Below are 16,679 nucleotides of genomic sequence, written 5' to 3'. Positions count from 1 at the left end.
GACAAACATGAAAGTTGCAATTGCAGGAGCGGGAATTGGCGGCTTGGTATTGGGGCTGATGTTGAAGGAACGAGGCATAGAGGTAGAGATATTTGAAGCTGTCAGCGAGATCAAACCGCTGGGTGTCGGCATCAACCTGCTGCCGCATGCCAGCCAGCAGCTCTGCGAACTAGGGCTGGAAGACTGCTTGTCACAGCAGGGTATACAGACCTCCAGCCTGACGTATTTTAATAAATTTGGACAGCAGATATGGTCCGAGCCTCGCGGCCGGGCCGCAGGCTACAGCTCCCCGCAGTTTTCCATCCATAGGGGCGAATTGCAGATGAGCTTGCTGGAAACAGCAATAGCACGGCTGGGCCGTGAGCATATCCATCAGGGCCATGCGTTTGCATCTTTCATCCAGGATGGACAAAAGGTCATTTCGCGCTGGCTGCGCAAGGATGATAATTCGGCAATTACTGTTGAGTCCGATGTGCTGATCGGTGCGGATGGCATACACTCGGCTGTCAGGAAATTTCTATACCCAACGGGGGACTTGCCACGTTTTTCCGGCCGCATGCTATGGAGGGGGATTACCGAAGCGCCACCTTATCTGGATGGCAGCAGCATGTTCATGGCAGGCTATCAGGATCAGAAGTTCGTTGCCTATCCTATTTCAGAGCCGTTACGGCAACAAGGCCGATCCTTGATCAACTGGATTGCGGAACTGAAGGTGCCGAATGGCGAGTTGCCCAAGACCGATTGGAACCGCAAAGTGGATAAAAGCGTGTTCAGTCCCGCTTTTTTGGATTGGCAATGGGATTGGATAAACATTCCGGCACTTATAGCAGATGCTGCGGAAGTCTATGAATTTCCGCTAGTAGATCGCGATCCCTTGCCGCGCTGGACGTTCGACCGGGTCAGCCTGCTGGGTGATGCTGCGCATCCCATGTATCCAATAGGATCCAATGGCAGTGCCCAGGCGATACTGGATGCTCGCTATCTGGCGGACTGCCTGGCAAACGAAGGCGACATCTTGTTTGCATTGCGTGAGTACGAGGCAGAGCGACTACCGCGTACGACGGGTATCGTTTTGCGCAACCGGATGAATGGGCCGGAACAGGTGATGCAGATGGCGGAGGAGAGGGCTCCAGGGGGATTCCAGCATATCAATGACGTGATTCCCCAGGAAAAGCTGGAAGAAATTTCTATGAAGTACAAGCGTCTTGCCGGGTTTGACAAAGACAGCCTGCGTAATGCGGGTAATGCGGGTAATGCCGCCAAGCCCTGACTCCCAGAAAAACCATCTCGGGTGATCAGGGGAAACGCGGAGAAATTAAAACGTAACAGTCACTGTTACGCTATCGGTGTAGCTGCCGGCAGGCTTCAATTGCAGTGCAGGTATTTTTCCGTATACCGTGTAGTTTTTGCTAAAGAGGCCTGCCACGACAATCGACAGGCTCTCATTGTAAATTGAACTGCCGCCGGTTCCGTCGCCCCAAAGTATGGTGCGGTTGGAGTCCTGATAGAGATTATAGGAGATGCGGGTAGTACCTGCCTTCATCTGCCTGTCCAAAAATGTACCGTTTCCAGCGCTGATGGTAATGGTATAGGTAAGGGTTCCCAAGCCCGAGGCAAGGCAACCGAAAGTAATGGATCCCAGACCGGTCGTATCGACAGCGCTGCTGGGGTCATAGCTGCCGAATGCGACACCGGCGGTGCTGACGCCGCACAGGCTGACGGTGACAATAGCCTGCGCCTGCTGTGCCACCAGACAAGCAATTGACAAAATCGTCAGCCGTGCTGCTCGTATCATTTTTTGTCTTCCTTGCATATATAGGGGCCCAACACCGGAAACCCCTCTGGTGTTTGTTCGGCGTTGATTTCGATGTCACACCTGAATTTGGAGGTGTCGATAGAAACGATGGCTGGAAAACTGGCTTCCGAAATAAAGACCCGCCCGCGCAAGGCAACCAGACTCACCTCTGCGGTCTGGTCCGCGCCTATGATGGTAACAAAAGTACCAGCCGGCAGAGGCTCACCGCTTTCATCCGTCAGGATGATGGTCGCACTGCGATTTTCTTTTGCCTTGAATTTTAATAACACGCCGGATCTGGAAATCGGCATGACGAATCTCTCTTCCAGCTCCAGGGACATTCTCAAGGGCAGGGAGTCGCCTTCAAGATGTATCTTGTTGTCTTCATACGGTATCAGGTTGGGGATGAAACCGACGCCATCCCTGTCGGTACGGGCCACCCAGCGATTATTGGCATAGATGTCGACAGGCTCCTTGATGGGCACCTCCACGACCCCGAAGCTGTCAGTAATCCAGCGTGATGCCCTCAGATGCCCGCCCATAAATGCAAGACCTCCACGCGCCGTGACTTCGACATTATTCTGGCCTGACAAGTGGTTTGCGCTGACGGACACATCACCCAGTTGTCCAAGATAATTAACTCCTATATCGCTGGTGGGATAGTCAAAAAAACCCTTGCGCAGCCGATATCCCCATCCGCCCTCTATCGGTGCCGTACGCTGGTACAGGGTTTCGAAGCCCTGTGTTCCATTTTGCCTGTTGACAGTCATTTGCAGCAGGCGATAGTTTTCCATCGGGATGATATACAGAGCATTTACAGTAAGATCCCGGGTATCCGTCAGCGACTTGATCAAGCCTACATTCAGTATGCTGCCATTATCAAAGTTAACATTAAATCCTGCGTTGAATGTCGCTACATTCGGCCGGTCGCGGTTTTTTTGTTTGAAGTAACCCACGGAAAAAGCCATTCTTCGCGAAAAAGAGATGCTGTCCTGTAATTGCATTTCCAGCGAAGAGGCCAGATCGGTATCGTCCGGCAAGGTTTGCCAATATCTTTTCCCCACCTTCTGCACCCGGACGGAAAAATTGTTGAGCATGTTTTGCTTGTCGTATTGGATGAAAGTCCGGCTGTCGTTACCGGACCTCGCATGGCTGTACCCGAGGCCGGAGCTGACGATGCCGATATCCTTGATCGCATAGGTCAAAGCGAGACCCAGTGTTTGTTTTTCCCGCATTACATTTGCGGTACCTTGCAGGGTCAGTTGGCTGGAGTAGCCGTAACGCATGCTGCCGGACCCGAAAACTCTTCCATAGGAATCGTCCCGTGTTCCAAAGCCGTCATGCAGGGCTCCAACTTCTACGGAATAGTCCTTGACACCGGCGCGCAATAGCTGGGCGCTGTTGATATAGCTTTGCGTATACAACTGCTGCCTGCCCAAGACATCCCTGACGACCATTTGCACGTTTCCCTGGCCGGTAAAAACGGGCAGGTTATTGATCGCGAATGGCCCGGTATCGACATTTTGGCGCAGGCGCAAAACGTTGTCGATGTAGATGTCCACAACGGAGGGGGAGGTCGCCGTGCCGCGCATCAGGGGGAGCGGGATATATTGATAGCCGGGGTTGGTTGCAAACTTGGTTTTCCATTGCAAGCCTCCGAAGTAATACTGGCGCGCGAAAGGACTTGCAGCAGTTACGCTGTCGCCTAATACCAGTACGCTCATTTCTTCCGGGAAGTCCCGGCTGTACTGGCTGTCCAGGCGATACAGGGAATTGCTCCCGTTTTGGCTACGCCCTACAAAACGGCTGGTGAAAGTGCCGGCTCCGTCAAAGGCACCGAGTTCAAAAATGCCCGACAAGCCGTTCCTGCCTGAATTGTTCAGGTAATCAAGGTCATAGTTAAAAAATCCGCCGATGTCAGACGGTGTACTTCCCCGGCGTTGCGAGAGGCTATGCAGGTCGTACGTGGAATTGGTGAAGGCACTGCTGGGAGCCGTGATGCTCAGCGTCTGCGTATCTTGCTCTATCTCTGTATGCAGTGAAGGCACGCCATCCAGAAAATAGTAATTTTCGTTATAGCGCCGCACTTCGCTTAATCCATTGTTGGTTGATGGAATTTTCAACCTGGCTTCCTGAAAAAGACTTTCTGGAGCAAGCAGGCGATGGTCTGTCGTTTGCACGAACCTGATTACACCCGACATCTCCTTATCATTCACCGTTACCGATAGCAATAGTTCCTGTTTTTGATAGTAAGACTCTTCCGCTGCAAAAAGTGGAAATAAGATGAAATAGAGGCTGCCTATAAGAAAAAATTTACTCAGCGCCTTGAACGAGAATTTCCTTTCTCTCTCCATCTTCAGTCTGGATTTCCAATCGATATTTAGCGGAAAGATTCTGTGCTGGTGCGACCGGCCACTCTTTATGCTGGCCTGGAAGTACATAGGTTGGCGTGGATACTTTGAGCAAGGGCTTGGTGCCGTCCTCCGTCAGGCTCACGGCGTTTATCTTGGCGTGGATGTTTCCGTCGTTAGCAGCAACTAGCATCAGGTTTTGACCTTGTTTTTTCAGCTTCCATATAAGCTGTTCATCTTTTTCTTTTGGCGAGAAAAAAACAGGCAGGCTGAAGCGCAACAGGGTACGAAGCCCGTTGGTCGGCGCTTCCGTGGGCACTTCCTCCACTACCAGGCGATAGCATTTTTCGATGTTATGATTGCGGTCGCCGGATGTGCGTAATCCGAAACGTACGTACTGGGTTTTATTGGGAGGGAGCAAAAAGATCGGCGGGTTGACCAGCAGGTCATCGGTGTCGGTCAGAACTTCCTTGTAACCGTCGGTAGTCCAGTCCAGCACATTGATCTGCAAGCGTACGGGCTGATCCGTCGGATTGGATATCTGCATTACTGCGACAGCGTCGCTTGCATTCAACTGGAATTTAACCGGATTGATGTTGAATGCCGCGGCACAGGCCAAGACCGCTTGGCATGCCAAGAGAAAGAGCAGCACATTCAAGAAAAATTTTCGCCCTGACTTCTTCGTTCGGGCATAAAAGGCAATCAGCATAGCCTGGTCATGACGCAGCACGAGTGCCGCCAATACTCTGGACATCATTCTGCTTATACGCATGGATTGAAGTAAGGAGCCCACCAGCATGAACGCACAGCCGCTCAAATCAATAGGTGACGGTGACAACCACAGAGTCGGTAAAAGTACCTATCGCTCCGGGGGATTGGCCAGACGGAATACGTGCGTACACAGTGTTGTTTGCGGTAGCACCCGTTCCGACAATCGATACACCCGTCAGGGCGGTATTGCCCCAGGTGGTAGTGCGGCCAGAATCCTGGTACAGGGAATAGTTCAAGAATACCGGGCTACCGCCGCCGCTGGATAATCGCCTGAGCGGGGTGATATCGGTAGAACCGCCCGCCGCATGGGCACCTTGTCCAAGGGTGATGATGGCGGGCGCCAGCAGGGTGCAACTGGTGGTAACGGTTGCAGTCACGTCTTGATTTGCTGACACGTTCGCGCTGACCGGATCATACGTGGTGGTGAAGCCTGTTGTACTAACTGTGCAACTATTGCTGATGGTTACCGTATTGGTCATTGTTGCTGTGACGGTCGCTGCATTCAAGATCTGACAGGTGGAAAAAATTGCCAGGGCTAGTGTGATTTTTCTTAGTTGTTCCGCCTTCATTTCCATCCTCCATTGTTATGCGAGAAATGTAATGAGTTCATTGAATACACTTTTGATAACTTATGTAACTGTTAATGTTGACAGGACTGAAAGCCAAATTGCTATTTTTCTCCTATAGTGGAAACAGGATAAATGCATCGGCATAATTAACAACAATTTAACGTAAATTGAAAAAATAATAAGGATTTCTTGTTAAAAATATTCTAGTATGGATATAGCGGGATTGTTAATTTGATAAATCTACTTGCGATGGGGGCACAGATGCATAGCTGGCAAGAAGAACAAATACAGTTGTTGCTGGACGCACAAACTGAAGCGGGCTTTCTTAACGCTTTATCGCAAATTGCGGATGAATTGGGCTACGACTACTGTGCGTACGGCATGCGCATGCCTCTGCCCTTGTCCCAGCCGCGCGTCATTATGCTGAGTAGCCAGCCTCAGCAATGGCAAAGGCATTATCTGGACGACTACTATCATTCGGTCGATCATGAAATCCACGACATGCACTCAATCACGCCCTATATCTGGTCGGGGGATGAATATGTCGGTAGTGCCAAGTTCTGGCGAGATGCCCGAACGCATGGACTGGAAGCTGGCTGGGCGCAATCCAGCCACGACGCCAGGGGCATAGTCGGCATGCTGACTTTTGCGCGCTCGCACTCCCATTTATCCTTCAAGGAATTGCGTAACCGGGCATTGCAAAAATCCTGGCTGGCGCAGACCGCGCACGAGGCATTTTCGCGCCTGCTGGTGCCCAGATTCTTGCCTGAGGCCGAGACGCAACTGACAACCCGTGAAGTGGAGGTTTTGCGCTGGAGCGCGGATGGCAAGACCTCAGGCGAGGTTGGCAACATCATGTGCATTTCCGAGCGCACGGTCAATTTCCACGTCAACAATGCCCTGGTCAAACTGGGGGCCAGCAATAAAACAGCAGGCGTCATCAAAGCGGCGATACTGGGTTTCTTGTGACTTTGTAATAAAACTTACATACAGTCGCTATTGTTACGAATATTACGAATGTTACGAATAGATGCACGGGCAGTAAACAGTTTGATACATTTATCCACTGTTGGCGGTACCATGCCTGTCTTGAATTCGTCTTTGCAGCGCTCCATTTAGTAAGCATCCGCAGCTTTCTGACTGCGGGAATAGCTCAAGGAGTGCGGTGATGATCAAGAACACTATTTTTCGTTCCTTTGCTGTAATGGCATTGGCTTCTGCCATGCTGTCTGGCACTGCCATGGCAGCGGATGATCCCACTCTGCATCAGGTTTATCAAGCCGCAGAGTCCGGAAAGATGGCTGAAGCGCAAGAGATGATGCAGAAGGTATTGCGCGACCATCCAAATAGCGGCAAGGCCCATTTTGTCGAAGCAGAACTGCTAGCCAAGCAGGGGCGTTTCTCCAGCGCTGAGACCGAATTGGCTACAGCAGAACGGCTGGACCCAGGCCTGCCTTTTGCCAAGCCCGCTGCAGTACAGGATTTGAAGAGCCTGTTTGCAAAAGCACATACACAACAATCCGGAACGCTGTCGCCGGTGTACACACCATCTCAGGTATCCAGCCAGAATAATGCAGGCACAAGCATGCCTTGGGGCATTATTATCCTGGGCGCCGGCGTGATCGCCTTGATTGTCTTTTTTGTGCGCAGAAATAACGGCAGTCAGCAGGTATATGCAGGTGGCGGCAGATATGGCTCGGTGAATCCCATGCCGCAGCCAGGATATGCCCCCGGTACATATGGTGCTTATCCGCAGCAGGCCACGTCTGGCGGTATAGGTTCCGGCATAGTAGGTGGGCTGGCGACAGGAGCTGCGGTTGGTGCCGGCATCGTAGCGGGTGAAGCCTTGATGCATCACTTCACTGACGGTGACAGAAGCGAGCGTTCGTCAGGAATGGCTAACCAGTATTTGAACAATAACGATACGCCGGTGGACCTGACGCGCAATGATGATATGGGTGGCAACGACTTTGGTGTTTCCGATGCGTCATCCTGGGATGACGGCGACAGCAGTGGAGGCGACTGGGATAACTAAAAATATCCCCGCATCCGCTGTGAGGGAGTAGGCCTCTTTGCAGCGGATAAAACCTCCGCCGCAAAAACAAAAGCGCACTTAAAAAAGTGCGCTTCGTTTTTATTCTGTGGGGTGGCTGATGGGACTCGAACCCACGACAACAGGAATCACAATCCTGGACTCTACCAACTGAGCTACAGCCACCACTGATTTACTGCCAACTTCTTTTCTTGATTTTGCTCCAAGAAAGCAAAGAATTATACGATGCTTTTGCGAATCTGGCAAATGAAAATAGGGAAATAAGTTAATAAATAGAGCGAAAACGGGCTGAAAAATAAGTGCTCGCGAGAATTTGCACAATCCTTAGGCAAATTGCACTGCCTGCACCATTTGCTTGGCGTTTTTCATCTTCAGCAAGTTGTTCAATGCATTGCTCATGTCTGAAGGTGAGCCGGTAGTATATGCGCGCATATCCGCTACACCTTCTGTAGCGGCCAGCCTATCATTGACATGTAATAGCTTCGCCAGTTGGCGAGCTACTGCTTCACCGGTATCGATGATGCAAACAGCGTGCTTTTGCCCGCCGGTGCGCGGGATCATTTGTTCTATTACCCGTTCTATCAATGGCCGTACAAAAGGATAATGCGTGCAACCCAGCACCAGCGTATCGGCACCTTGCTCAATCAGTGGATGAATATAGCCCTGCAAGAGCAGGGCAGTGGCCTGCGACTGTAGCTCGCCTTTTTCTATCTGGTCTGCCAGCCCCACACAGGCCTGTGGTAAAAACTTTACCTGGTGCGCCTCACTTAACTGATCTCGTAGCGCGATAAATTTTTGACTTTCCAGGGTTCGCCTGGTAGCCATGACGCCGATCAGCCCGGTATTGCTCGCGGCGATGGCAGGCTTCAGACCCGGCTCCACGCCAACTACGATCAAAGAGGGATAGGTGTGCCGGATAGCCGCAATTGCCGCAGCGGTCGCGGTATTGCACGCAACTACCAGCGCTTTCACGCCTTGCGCCAGCAGGAATTGCGCGATGCCCAGCGAGCGCTGCACGATCACAGCTTCAGGCTTGTCGCCATACGGCGCAAACGCGGAATCAGCAAAATACAGCAAGGATTCATGCGGTAGCTGCTGGCGGATGTGCTGCAGTACCGACAGGCCACCTACGCCGGAATCAAAAACGCCAACCGGCGCATTTGCATGCAGCGGTTGGCGCACTGGGTCTATTGCTGATGCGGAGCTGGACAACATCAAACCAACATCAAGCGACTGCGACAGGGATCTTGCCTATCTTGGCCTGCCATTCTTTAGGGCCAGTGTTGTGTACTGAAGTACCGGTGGAGTCCACGGCAACGGTGACAGGCATATCAACCACATCGAACTCATAGATGGCTTCCATGCCCAGATCGGCAAAGCCGACGACCTTGGCGGTCTTGATCGCCTTGGAAACCAGGTAGGCGGCGCCGCCGACAGCCATCAGATAGGCCGATTGGTGTTTCCTGATCGATTCAATCGCCACCGGACCGCGTTCCGCCTTGCCTATCATAGAGATCAGTCCGGTTTTTTCCAGCATCATGTCGGTGAATTTATCCATGCGGGTAGCAGTGGTCGGGCCGGCCGGGCCGACTGCTTCATCACGTACCGGATCCACAGGTCCCACGTAGTAGATCACGCGGTTGGTGAAGTCCACCGGCAGGGATTCGCCCTTGGCCAGCATGTCCTGGATACGTTTATGCGCGGCGTCGCGGCCGGTCAGCATCTTGCCGTTCAACAGCAGGGTCTGGCCTGGCTTCCAGGACGCGACTTCTTCCTTGCTCAATGTATTCAGGTCAATGCGCTTGGATTTTTCCGTGTCGGCTACCCAGTTCACATCAGGCCAGTTGGACAATGATGGTGGTTCCATGTAGACAGGGCCCGAACCATCCAGCACAAAGTGGGCATGGCGGGTTGCAGCGCAGTTAGGAATCATGGCGACAGGCTTGGAAGCCGCATGTGTAGGATGCATGCGGATTTTCACGTCCAGCACAGTCGTCAAGCCGCCCAGGCCTTGCGCGCCTATGCCCAGCGCATTGATTTTCTCGCACAGTTCTATGCGCAATTCTTCGGTCTTGTTTTGCGGGCCGCGCTGCAGCAGCTCATACATGTCGATGTCTTCCATCAGCGATTCCTTCGCCATCAACATCGCTTTCTCGGCGGTTCCGCCTATGCCTATGCCCAGCATGCCGGGAGGACACCAGCCGGCGCCCATGGTTGGCACAGTTTTCATGACCCAGTCCACCAGCGAATCGGATGGGTTCAGCATGACGAACTTGGTCTTGTTTTCCGAGCCGCCGCCTTTGGCTGCAACCTGCACGTCAACGGTATTGCCGGGCACCAGCTCCATGTGGATTACAGCCGGTGTGTTGTCCTTGGTGTTCTTGCGCTCAAAGTGCGGGTCCGCCACGATGGAGGCGCGCAAGACGTTGTCAGGGTTCGCATAACCCTGTCGCACGCCTTCATTGACTGCGTCGGTAATGGAGCCACTGCCGAAACCTTCGAAACGTACTTCCATGCCTATTTTAAGGAACACGTTGACGATACCGGTATCCTGGCAGATAGGGCGACGTCCTTCCGCGCACATGCGGGAGTTGGTCAAGATCTGCGCAATTGCATCTTTTGCAGCCGGGCTTTGTTCCGTTTCATAGGCTCGTGCAAGATGGGCAATGTAGTCGGCCGGATGGTAGTAGCTGATGTATTGCAATGCAGCGGCTACAGATTCAATGAGGTCTGCTTTTTTGATGACTGTCATGATAGTGGCTATATGGCTAGGGGTTAAAACTGAATAGTGGGCGGCAATGCGGCTTAGTGGGAGTCGCCAGCCTGCTGGGTTTTGGTAACTATGTAGTCGCAGTAAGCGATTGCCAGTGCAGACAACAGGAAGGCAACGTGAATCACGGTTTGCGCAATCCAGGTGTTGTCGCCCTGGGGGCCGGGATTGATAAAGGTCTTCAGCAAATGAATGGACGAAATGCCGATGATAGCCATTGCGAGCTTCACTTTCAGCACAGACGCGTTCACGTGCGACAGCCATTCGGGCTGATCCGGATGGCCGTCAAGGCCTAGTTTGGAGACGAAGGTTTCATATCCGCCGATGATGACCATGATCAGCAGATTGGAGATCATCACCACGTCGATCAGGCCCAGTACCACCAGCATGATTGTGGTTTCCGTCAGCTTGGTCGGCTTATCGACGAGGTTGGGGAAATTGGAAAGAATGTGCTCCAGCGCTACCTGGTTGCCGAATGCCGCCTTGATCAGATCGATCAGCTCATACCAAAAATGATAGACGTAGACGCCTTGGGCAAGGATTAATCCCAGATACAGTGGCAATTGCAGCCAGCGGCTCAGGAAAATCAGGTTTGCCAGCGGCGACAACTTGGAAAAGGCTACTTTTTCGGACATGGATATGATTTCGGCCGCGAGTCCAACCGATGTCTATTTTGAATCAAGCCGCCATTTTACACGGCTGGAGCCAATTCCTGCAGCAAGACTGTAAACGATAGATGGGAGATAATAAAACCAGGCGGCCATCAAATGCCAAAATTGAAATAAAACGCTGCTTGCTGTATCGTAGTTCTTTGTCGATGGCCTAGCGTAAGGCCTAAGTAAGACTGCCGGAATATGGTAGTGTCAATTTGCACATGCCCGTATTTCACGCAATTTGAAGCAGGTTCAGGCGCATTTGCATTGCTTATTATTAAAACAAGTTGGAGATAATCATGTCAGACCTAGAAACGGCAAAGCAGGAGTCCCGTGTGTTTTCACCACCTGCCGCTTTTGTCGCGAATGCCAATATTTCCGGGATGGATGCCTACAATGCGCTGTGCGCTGAGGCTGAAAAGGATTACGAAGGTTTTTGGGGCAGGCTCGCGCGCGAGAATCTGCAATGGCATAAGCCATTTACCAAGGTACTGGATGAAAGCAATGCGCCAAACTATAAATGGTTTGAAGACGGCTTGCTGAATGTTTCCTACAATTGCCTGGATGTGCACCTGAAAAACGGCAATGCCGACAAAGTCGCATTGATTTTTGAGTCCGATGCCGGCGACGTAAGCAAGATCAGCTACAAGGACTTGCATGAAAAAGTCTGCAAGTTTGCCAATGGCCTGAAATCACGCGGCATCAAAAAAGGCGACCGCGTAGTGATCTATATGCCGATGTCGGTAGAAGGCGTAGTCGCGATGCAGGCTTGCGCACGCATAGGTGCAACGCATTCTGTCGTGTTCGGCGGTTTTTCCGCCAAGTCCCTGCAAGAACGTATTGTGGACGTGGGTGCGGTAGCGGTAATTACAGCCGATGAGCAAGCACGCGGCGGCAAACATTTGCCTTTAAAATCCATCGTTGACGAAGCGCTGGCCCTGGGTGACTGCGAAAAGATCAAGGACGTCATTATCTACAAACGTACAGGCGGCAATATCAATTTTGTCGCCGGCCGCGATTTGTGGATGCACGAGCTGGTTGCCCCGCAATCCAATGTCTGCGAGCCTGAGTGGGTCAGTGCAGAACATCCTTTGTTCATTTTGTACACTTCCGGCTCCACCGGCAAACCTAAAGGCGTGCAGCACTCGTCCGGCGGCTACCTGCTATGGTCACTGCTGACGATGAAATGGACTTTCGACATCAAGCCCACCGATGTGTTCTGGTGTACCGCCGACATAGGCTGGGTGACGGGTCACAGCTATATCACTTACGGACCGCTGGCAGCCGGCGCAACTGAAATCGTATTCGAGGGCATCCCTACGTATCCAAATGCGGGACGCTTCTGGGACATGATACAGAAACATAAAGCAACGATTTTCTACACAGCACCAACGGCCATCCGTTCGCTGATCAAGGCAGCCGATGGCGATGCCAAGATCCATCCTAAGCAATATGACCTGAGCTCGCTGCGTTTGCTGGGTTCGGTGGGCGAGCCTATCAATCCGGAAGCCTGGATGTGGTACTACAAGCATATCGGCGGCGAGAAATGCCCGATTGCAGATACCTTCTGGCAGACGGAAACCGGCGGCCACATGATTTCGCCTTTGCCTGGCGTAACGCCTATGGTACCGGGCTCCTGCACCTTGCCGCTGCCGGGCATCATGACTGCAATTGTGGATGAAACCGGCCATGATTTGCCGAACGGGCAGGGCGGCATCCTGGTGGTGAAAAAACCATGGCCATCGATGATACGTACCATCTGGGGCGATAACGAGCGCTTCAAGAAGAGCTATTTCCCTGACGAGCTGGGCGGCACCATGTATCTTGCCGGTGACGGCGCGATACGTAACAAGGATACTGGCTATTTCACCATTACCGGCCGGATTGACGATGTACTGAATGTATCCGGCCATCGCATGGGTACGATGGAGATTGAATCCGCGCTGGTTGCCAATCCCCTGGTGGCGGAGGCAGCGGTAGTCGGCAAACCGGATGACACCACCGGGGAGGCAATCTGTGCCTTCGTGGTGCTGAAACGCAGCCGCCCGACCGGTGACGAAGCCAAACAGATTGCGACAGAATTGCGTAATTGGGTTGCCAAGGAAATCGGCCCTATTGCTAAACCCAAGGAAATTCGCTTTGGCGACAATCTGCCGAAAACACGCTCCGGCAAGATCATGCGTCGCCTGTTGCGTGTATTGGCCAAGGGTGAAGAAATCACTCAGGATATCTCCACGCTGGAAAATCCGGCCATCCTGGAGCAATTGAAACAGGCGCAATAAATCGCGTGAGTAAGTGAAAAGAGAGGGCATGCCCTCTCTTTTTTATTGCGCAGGATTCTTCTCGGCAGCACCTGCAATATCCTGGGTCTTGACCAGGGTTTCCAGTAGCCAGCTACCCGCCGGCCCCAGGCCGCGGCGACGCGACCACACCGCATCGACCTGCACGCTCTTGGGCCAGCCCATGCCTTTTAGCTCCACCAGGCTATCTGCAGCGAAACGCCGGCGTATCCAGCTCGGCAATTCCACCCATCCAAAACCCAGCTCCGCCATTTCCATCAGCAACAGATAGCTGGAAGAAGACCAGGCTTTTCCACGCCTGCGCTGAATCACATCGCCGGCATAGGTGTTCAGCCTCAGCTCTCTGTGACGATGCAGCGCAGCAGTGCTTAGTTGCGGCTCGGCCGCTAGCGCATGCTGTTTACCCACGTACAGGCCTATGCTGGAGTGCTCGGCAATCGACTGAAAGCCGATATCCGGTGGATAGTCGGCTTGCGCGGCCACCAGCCCCAGATGCGCGCGCCCATCCTGCACCAGCGCAACGACGTCAGTGTGTTCGGCAACCATGCATTCCAGTTCCAGATCCGGATACCGGCGCTCAAAATCCCCCAGCACCAGTTCCAACGGCACCTGGTAGGTATCCGATACTACCAGTGACAGATGCGATTCCAGGCCCTCTGCGAGGCGATTGGCAGCGCGTTCCATCTTGTCATTGGCTTCCATGATTTGCTGCGCATGGACCAGCATTGCCTTGCCATGTTCGGTCAGTGTGGGACGGCGCGTGCTGCGGTCAAACAGACTCAGGCCCAGATCAATTTCCAGGTTTGCGATCGCTTCGCTGACGGTTGATTGCTGCTTTCCGAGTTTGCGCGCGGCGGCGGAAAAGGAGCCAAGGCTGGCGGCTTCGGCAAACATGGTCAGGGACTCTAGGGAGTGGCGCATGGCGGTTTTCGTCTTTAGCTTGAAATATCGGTTTTTCCGATGATAACCAACTTCATCATATCAAAAATATCGTTGAAAATGCTGTCAATCCAATTGAAAGCATAGGAGATAGATATGACAATGCCGTTAAAGACGCCGCAAAATTTCCACAGAAGCATGTGGGAGCGTTCTTTTCACGCAGTGCTGTTTGAGATAAGCGCAATTGCGATCAGCGCGCCCCTGCTAGTCGGCGTGATGGGGATAACGCTGTCGGATGCAGGCATGCTGACCATCTTTGTGTCGCTGATCGCCATGTTATGGAATCTGGTCTTCAATATACTGTTTGACCGCGCACTGCGCCACTGGCAATTGACGCGGAATATGAAGGCGAGGGTAGTGCACGCAACTGCATTTGAACTGGGTCTCTTGCTGATGGTCGTGCCTCTGGCGGCATGGTGGCTCAATTTGAGCCTGTTGGAAGCGTTTGTACTGGATATAGGCTTGATCTTATTCTTTTTACCGTACACGCTGATTTTTAACTGGGCTTACGACAATTTAAGGGCAATATTGCTCAGGCACCGCAGTGCTGCGGTTTTGTGAAAATAAAAAAAGCGCAGCTATAAGCTGCGCTTTTTTCTTTGCGGTCGCTTGTTACAGAGATCAGCGATTCGCGCGCGACATGAATACCAGCCGCTCAAACAGGTGCACGTCCTGTTCATTTTTCAGCAACGCGCCATGCAACGGCGGCACTGCAGCTTTATTGTCTTTGCTACGCAGTGCTTCAGCAGGAATGTCTTCCGCCAGCAACAGCTTCAGCCAGTCTATCAACTCAGACGTGGAAGGTTTTTTCTTCAAGCCGGCAACATCCCGTACTTCATAGAAGGTCTGCAGCGCTTGCGCCAGCAGATCGCTTTTCAGCTTAGGGAAGTGCACGTCAACGATCTTCTCCATCGTATCCTTGTCCGGGAACTTGATGTAATGGAAGAAGCAGCGGCGCAGGAAGGCATCCGGCAATTCTTTTTCGTTATTGGACGTGATGATGACCAGAGGGCGGTGTACCGCCTTCACCATTTCACGGGTTTCATACACATAAAATTCCATGCGATCCAGCTCCCGCAGCAGATCGTTAGGGAATTCAATGTCGGCTTTATCGATTTCGTCGATCAGCAATACCACAGGTTCGTTGGCGGTAAATGCCTGCCACAACACACCCTTGACGATGTAGTTGTGGATATCCTTGACGCGCTCATCACCCAGCTGCGAATCGCGCAAGCGCGAAACCGCATCATATTCATACAGGCCTTGCTGGGCCTTGGTCGTTGACTTGATATGCCATTGCAGCAGCGGCATATTCAAGGCCGCCGCCACTTCTTCGGCCAGCATGGTTTTACCCGTGCCCGGTTCGCCTTTGATCAGCAGGGGGCGTTGCAGCGTCAATGCAGCATTGACGGCCAGTTTCAAATCATCGGTCGCGACATAATTTTGTGCGCCATCAAAGCGGGGAGCCTGAGTCATGGTATGCGGGCAAAAAAAGTAAAGTTATCCGAGTATAAGCGAGAACCGGCAATCTTGTGAACGAGTGTTCTATTTTGACGACGAGATGCAAAGATTGTAGAAAATTTACTGGATCGTGATTCTGCATATTTGTCGTAAAAATCTGCTTTCCACGCCACGAAATTCCAATTTGTATAGCTTTTTTGAGCTGTCAAGCTGCTATTTTTCAACAATTTTAGGTTTAATCAGCTAGAATATTGTGTTGGATCAAATCGCTTCGTTTGCTAATTCTATCCCTGCTACTATGAAAAAATTGCTTGCACTTCTCGCTCTGGCGGGCATTGCCCAAGTCGCTAATGCGGCTGAAATCGTCGGCGACGCCAAGGCTGCTGAAAACAAAATCGCAATGTGTATTGGTTGCCATGCCATTCCAGGTTACAAGGCAAGCTTCCCTGAAGTGTTCCAGGTGCCCATGATTGGCGGTCAATCTGCCAAGTACATCGAAAGTGCATTGAAGGCGTATCAGAAGGGTGACCGCAAAAACCCGTCCATGCGTGGTATTGCAGGCAGCCTGAGCGACCAGGATATTGCCGATCTGGCCGCTTACTACTCACAACAAAAATAAGAAAGGGTGCTGATAATGAAGAAAAATATCTTGTTGGCAGCGTTGTTGTCTGCAACTTCCCTGATGGCGTTTGCAGGTGGCGATATCGAAGCCGGTAAAACTGCAGCAGCGAAATTCAATTGCGCCTCCTGCCATGGCGCGGACTTTAAAACGCCTATCGATCCATCTTATCCAAAGCTGGCTGGCCAGAACCAGGATTACCTGGCGCATGCATTGAAAGCTTATCAACGCGGTTCCGACGGTCCTAACGGCCGCGGCAATGCAATCATGGGTGCACAGGCTAAAGCCCTGAATGACAAGGATATCGAGAATATCGCTGCTTATTTCCATAGCCTGCCAGGCACTCTGGTCTTGAAAAAATAAGCCAAACCGCCTTTGCAAAAAAGCCACGATCATCG

At 52.2% G+C, this 16,679-nt stretch carries 16 protein-coding genes and 1 tRNA gene; 7 read left to right on the top strand and 10 right to left on the bottom strand.

The annotated features are described in order from the left end of the window. Positions 1-7: 7 nt before the first annotated feature. Entirely contained in the window at positions 8-1,270 is a 1,263-nt protein-coding gene (locus IEW12_RS01490) for a flavin-dependent oxidoreductase (RefSeq protein ID WP_188564227.1), read from the top strand. A gap of 45 nt (positions 1,271-1,315) precedes the next feature. On the opposite strand, the gene IEW12_RS01485 is transcribed toward IEW12_RS01490, so the two are convergent. The 4 genes from IEW12_RS01485 to IEW12_RS01470 all read right to left on the bottom strand — a co-directional run bounded on the left by IEW12_RS01485 (position 1,316) and on the right by IEW12_RS01470 (position 5,486). Continuing rightward, complete coding sequence (locus tag IEW12_RS01485; protein WP_188564226.1) at positions 1,316-1,795, bottom strand: Csu type fimbrial protein; 480 nt, start codon at positions 1,793-1,795, stop codon at positions 1,316-1,318. Next, positions 1,792-3,918 carry a fimbria/pilus outer membrane usher protein gene (locus IEW12_RS01480; RefSeq protein WP_188564225.1) on the bottom strand — a complete coding sequence of 709 codons (2,127 nt, stop codon included), beginning with the start codon at positions 3,916-3,918 and terminating at the stop codon, positions 1,792-1,794. Before IEW12_RS01480 ends, IEW12_RS01485 begins: the two co-directional genes overlap by 4 nt. A 190-nt stretch (positions 3,919-4,108) precedes the next feature. Next, positions 4,109-4,903, bottom strand: a complete 795-nt coding sequence (locus tag IEW12_RS01475; protein WP_188564224.1) for a fimbrial biogenesis chaperone — start codon at positions 4,901-4,903, stop codon at positions 4,109-4,111. Positions 4,904-4,964: 61 nt separating this feature from the next. Continuing rightward, a complete protein-coding gene (locus IEW12_RS01470) occupies positions 4,965-5,486 on the bottom strand; it encodes a Csu type fimbrial protein (protein ID WP_229750848.1) in 522 nt (173 codons plus the stop codon). A 231-nt stretch (positions 5,487-5,717) separates the two neighbouring features. Between IEW12_RS01470 and IEW12_RS01465 the strand changes: the two genes are divergently transcribed. Further along, positions 5,718-6,455: an autoinducer binding domain-containing protein gene (locus tag IEW12_RS01465; protein WP_229750847.1), complete on the top strand. Its 738-nt coding sequence runs from the start codon at positions 5,718-5,720 to the stop codon at positions 6,453-6,455. 199 nt (positions 6,456-6,654) lie between these two features. Continuing rightward, positions 6,655-7,521: a tetratricopeptide repeat protein gene (locus IEW12_RS01460; protein WP_188564222.1), complete on the top strand. Its 867-nt coding sequence runs from the start codon at positions 6,655-6,657 to the stop codon at positions 7,519-7,521. 107 nt (positions 7,522-7,628) lie between these two features. Here IEW12_RS01460 and IEW12_RS01455 read toward each other — a convergent pair. The 4 genes from IEW12_RS01455 to IEW12_RS01440 form a co-directional block, all read right to left on the bottom strand. Continuing rightward, positions 7,629-7,704: transfer RNA gene (locus tag IEW12_RS01455), tRNA-His, on the bottom strand. A gap of 159 nt (positions 7,705-7,863) precedes the next feature. Further along, entirely contained in the window at positions 7,864-8,754 is an 891-nt protein-coding gene (gene murI / locus IEW12_RS01450; protein ID WP_188564221.1) for a glutamate racemase, read from the bottom strand. 10 nt (positions 8,755-8,764) lie between these two features. Then, complete coding sequence (locus IEW12_RS01445; RefSeq protein ID WP_188564220.1) at positions 8,765-10,291, bottom strand: fumarate hydratase; 1,527 nt, start codon at positions 10,289-10,291, stop codon at positions 8,765-8,767. A 53-nt stretch (positions 10,292-10,344) separates the two neighbouring features. After that, complete coding sequence (locus tag IEW12_RS01440) at positions 10,345-10,944, bottom strand: YqhA family protein (protein ID WP_188564219.1); 600 nt, start codon at positions 10,942-10,944, stop codon at positions 10,345-10,347. Between the two features lie 317 nt (positions 10,945-11,261). Between IEW12_RS01440 and acs the strand changes: the two genes are divergently transcribed. Then, the gene (gene acs / locus IEW12_RS01435; RefSeq protein WP_188564218.1) at positions 11,262-13,244 is read left to right on the top strand and encodes an acetate--CoA ligase; all 1,983 of its coding nucleotides are present in this window, start codon (positions 11,262-11,264) and stop codon (positions 13,242-13,244) included. A 42-nt stretch (positions 13,245-13,286) separates the two neighbouring features. Here acs and IEW12_RS01430 read toward each other — a convergent pair whose 3' ends face one another. Next, the gene (locus tag IEW12_RS01430; RefSeq protein WP_188564217.1) at positions 13,287-14,183 is read right to left on the bottom strand and encodes a LysR family transcriptional regulator; all 897 of its coding nucleotides are present in this window, start codon (positions 14,181-14,183) and stop codon (positions 13,287-13,289) included. A gap of 120 nt (positions 14,184-14,303) precedes the next feature. On the opposite strand from IEW12_RS01430, the gene IEW12_RS01425 reads away from it, so the two are divergent. Next, positions 14,304-14,762: a multidrug/biocide efflux PACE transporter gene (locus tag IEW12_RS01425; RefSeq protein ID WP_188565583.1), complete on the top strand. Its 459-nt coding sequence runs from the start codon at positions 14,304-14,306 to the stop codon at positions 14,760-14,762. 60 nt (positions 14,763-14,822) lie between these two features. Here IEW12_RS01425 and IEW12_RS01420 read toward each other — a convergent pair whose 3' ends face one another. Beyond that, the gene (locus IEW12_RS01420; protein ID WP_188564216.1) at positions 14,823-15,677 is read right to left on the bottom strand and encodes an AAA family ATPase; all 855 of its coding nucleotides are present in this window, start codon (positions 15,675-15,677) and stop codon (positions 14,823-14,825) included. 283 nt (positions 15,678-15,960) lie between these two features. Here IEW12_RS01420 and IEW12_RS01415 point away from each other — a divergent pair, with 283 nt between their 5' ends. Together IEW12_RS01415 and IEW12_RS01410 are read left to right on the top strand one after the other, a co-directional pair. Beyond that, on the top strand, positions 15,961-16,281 hold the full coding sequence (locus tag IEW12_RS01415) for a c-type cytochrome (protein ID WP_188565582.1): 321 nt from the start codon (positions 15,961-15,963) through the stop codon (positions 16,279-16,281). A 15-nt stretch (positions 16,282-16,296) separates the two neighbouring features. Beyond that, positions 16,297-16,644, top strand: coding sequence for a c-type cytochrome (locus IEW12_RS01410; RefSeq protein WP_188564215.1), 348 nt, complete (start codon positions 16,297-16,299; stop codon positions 16,642-16,644). Positions 16,645-16,679: the final 35 nt, after the last annotated feature.

It is taken from the genome of Parundibacterium terreum, assembly GCF_014636315.1.
Taxonomy (GTDB): domain Bacteria; phylum Pseudomonadota; class Gammaproteobacteria; order Burkholderiales; family Burkholderiaceae_D; genus Undibacterium; species Undibacterium terreum.
Note: the sequence above shows the minus strand (reverse complement) of the source record. Positions and strands in the feature narration are given on the sequence as shown.

Excerpts from the sequence above, each read along its gene's own strand:
- IEW12_RS01490 (WP_188564227.1), top strand. The coding sequence starts at position 8 with ATGAAAGTTGCAATTGCAGGAGCGGGAATTGGCGGCTTGGTATTGGGG.
- IEW12_RS01485 (WP_188564226.1), bottom strand. The coding sequence starts at position 1,795 with ATGATACGAGCAGCACGGCTGACGATTTTGTCAATTGCTTGTCTGGTG.
- IEW12_RS01475 (WP_188564224.1), bottom strand. The coding sequence starts at position 4,903 with ATGATGTCCAGAGTATTGGCGGCACTCGTGCTGCGTCATGACCAGGCT.
- IEW12_RS01470 (WP_229750848.1), bottom strand. The coding sequence starts at position 5,486 with ATGAAGGCGGAACAACTAAGAAAAATCACACTAGCCCTGGCAATTTTT.
- IEW12_RS01460 (WP_188564222.1), top strand. The coding sequence starts at position 6,655 with ATGATCAAGAACACTATTTTTCGTTCCTTTGCTGTAATGGCATTGGCT.
- murI (WP_188564221.1), bottom strand. The coding sequence starts at position 8,754 with ATGTTGTCCAGCTCCGCATCAGCAATAGACCCAGTGCGCCAACCGCTG.
- IEW12_RS01445 (WP_188564220.1), bottom strand. The coding sequence starts at position 10,291 with ATGACAGTCATCAAAAAAGCAGACCTCATTGAATCTGTAGCCGCTGCA.
- IEW12_RS01440 (WP_188564219.1), bottom strand. The coding sequence starts at position 10,944 with ATGTCCGAAAAAGTAGCCTTTTCCAAGTTGTCGCCGCTGGCAAACCTG.
- acs (WP_188564218.1), top strand. The coding sequence starts at position 11,262 with ATGTCAGACCTAGAAACGGCAAAGCAGGAGTCCCGTGTGTTTTCACCA.
- IEW12_RS01430 (WP_188564217.1), bottom strand. The coding sequence starts at position 14,183 with ATGCGCCACTCCCTAGAGTCCCTGACCATGTTTGCCGAAGCCGCCAGC.
- IEW12_RS01425 (WP_188565583.1), top strand. The coding sequence starts at position 14,304 with ATGCCGTTAAAGACGCCGCAAAATTTCCACAGAAGCATGTGGGAGCGT.
- IEW12_RS01420 (WP_188564216.1), bottom strand. The coding sequence starts at position 15,677 with ATGACTCAGGCTCCCCGCTTTGATGGCGCACAAAATTATGTCGCGACC.
- IEW12_RS01415 (WP_188565582.1), top strand. The coding sequence starts at position 15,961 with ATGAAAAAATTGCTTGCACTTCTCGCTCTGGCGGGCATTGCCCAAGTC.
- IEW12_RS01410 (WP_188564215.1), top strand. The coding sequence starts at position 16,297 with ATGAAGAAAAATATCTTGTTGGCAGCGTTGTTGTCTGCAACTTCCCTG.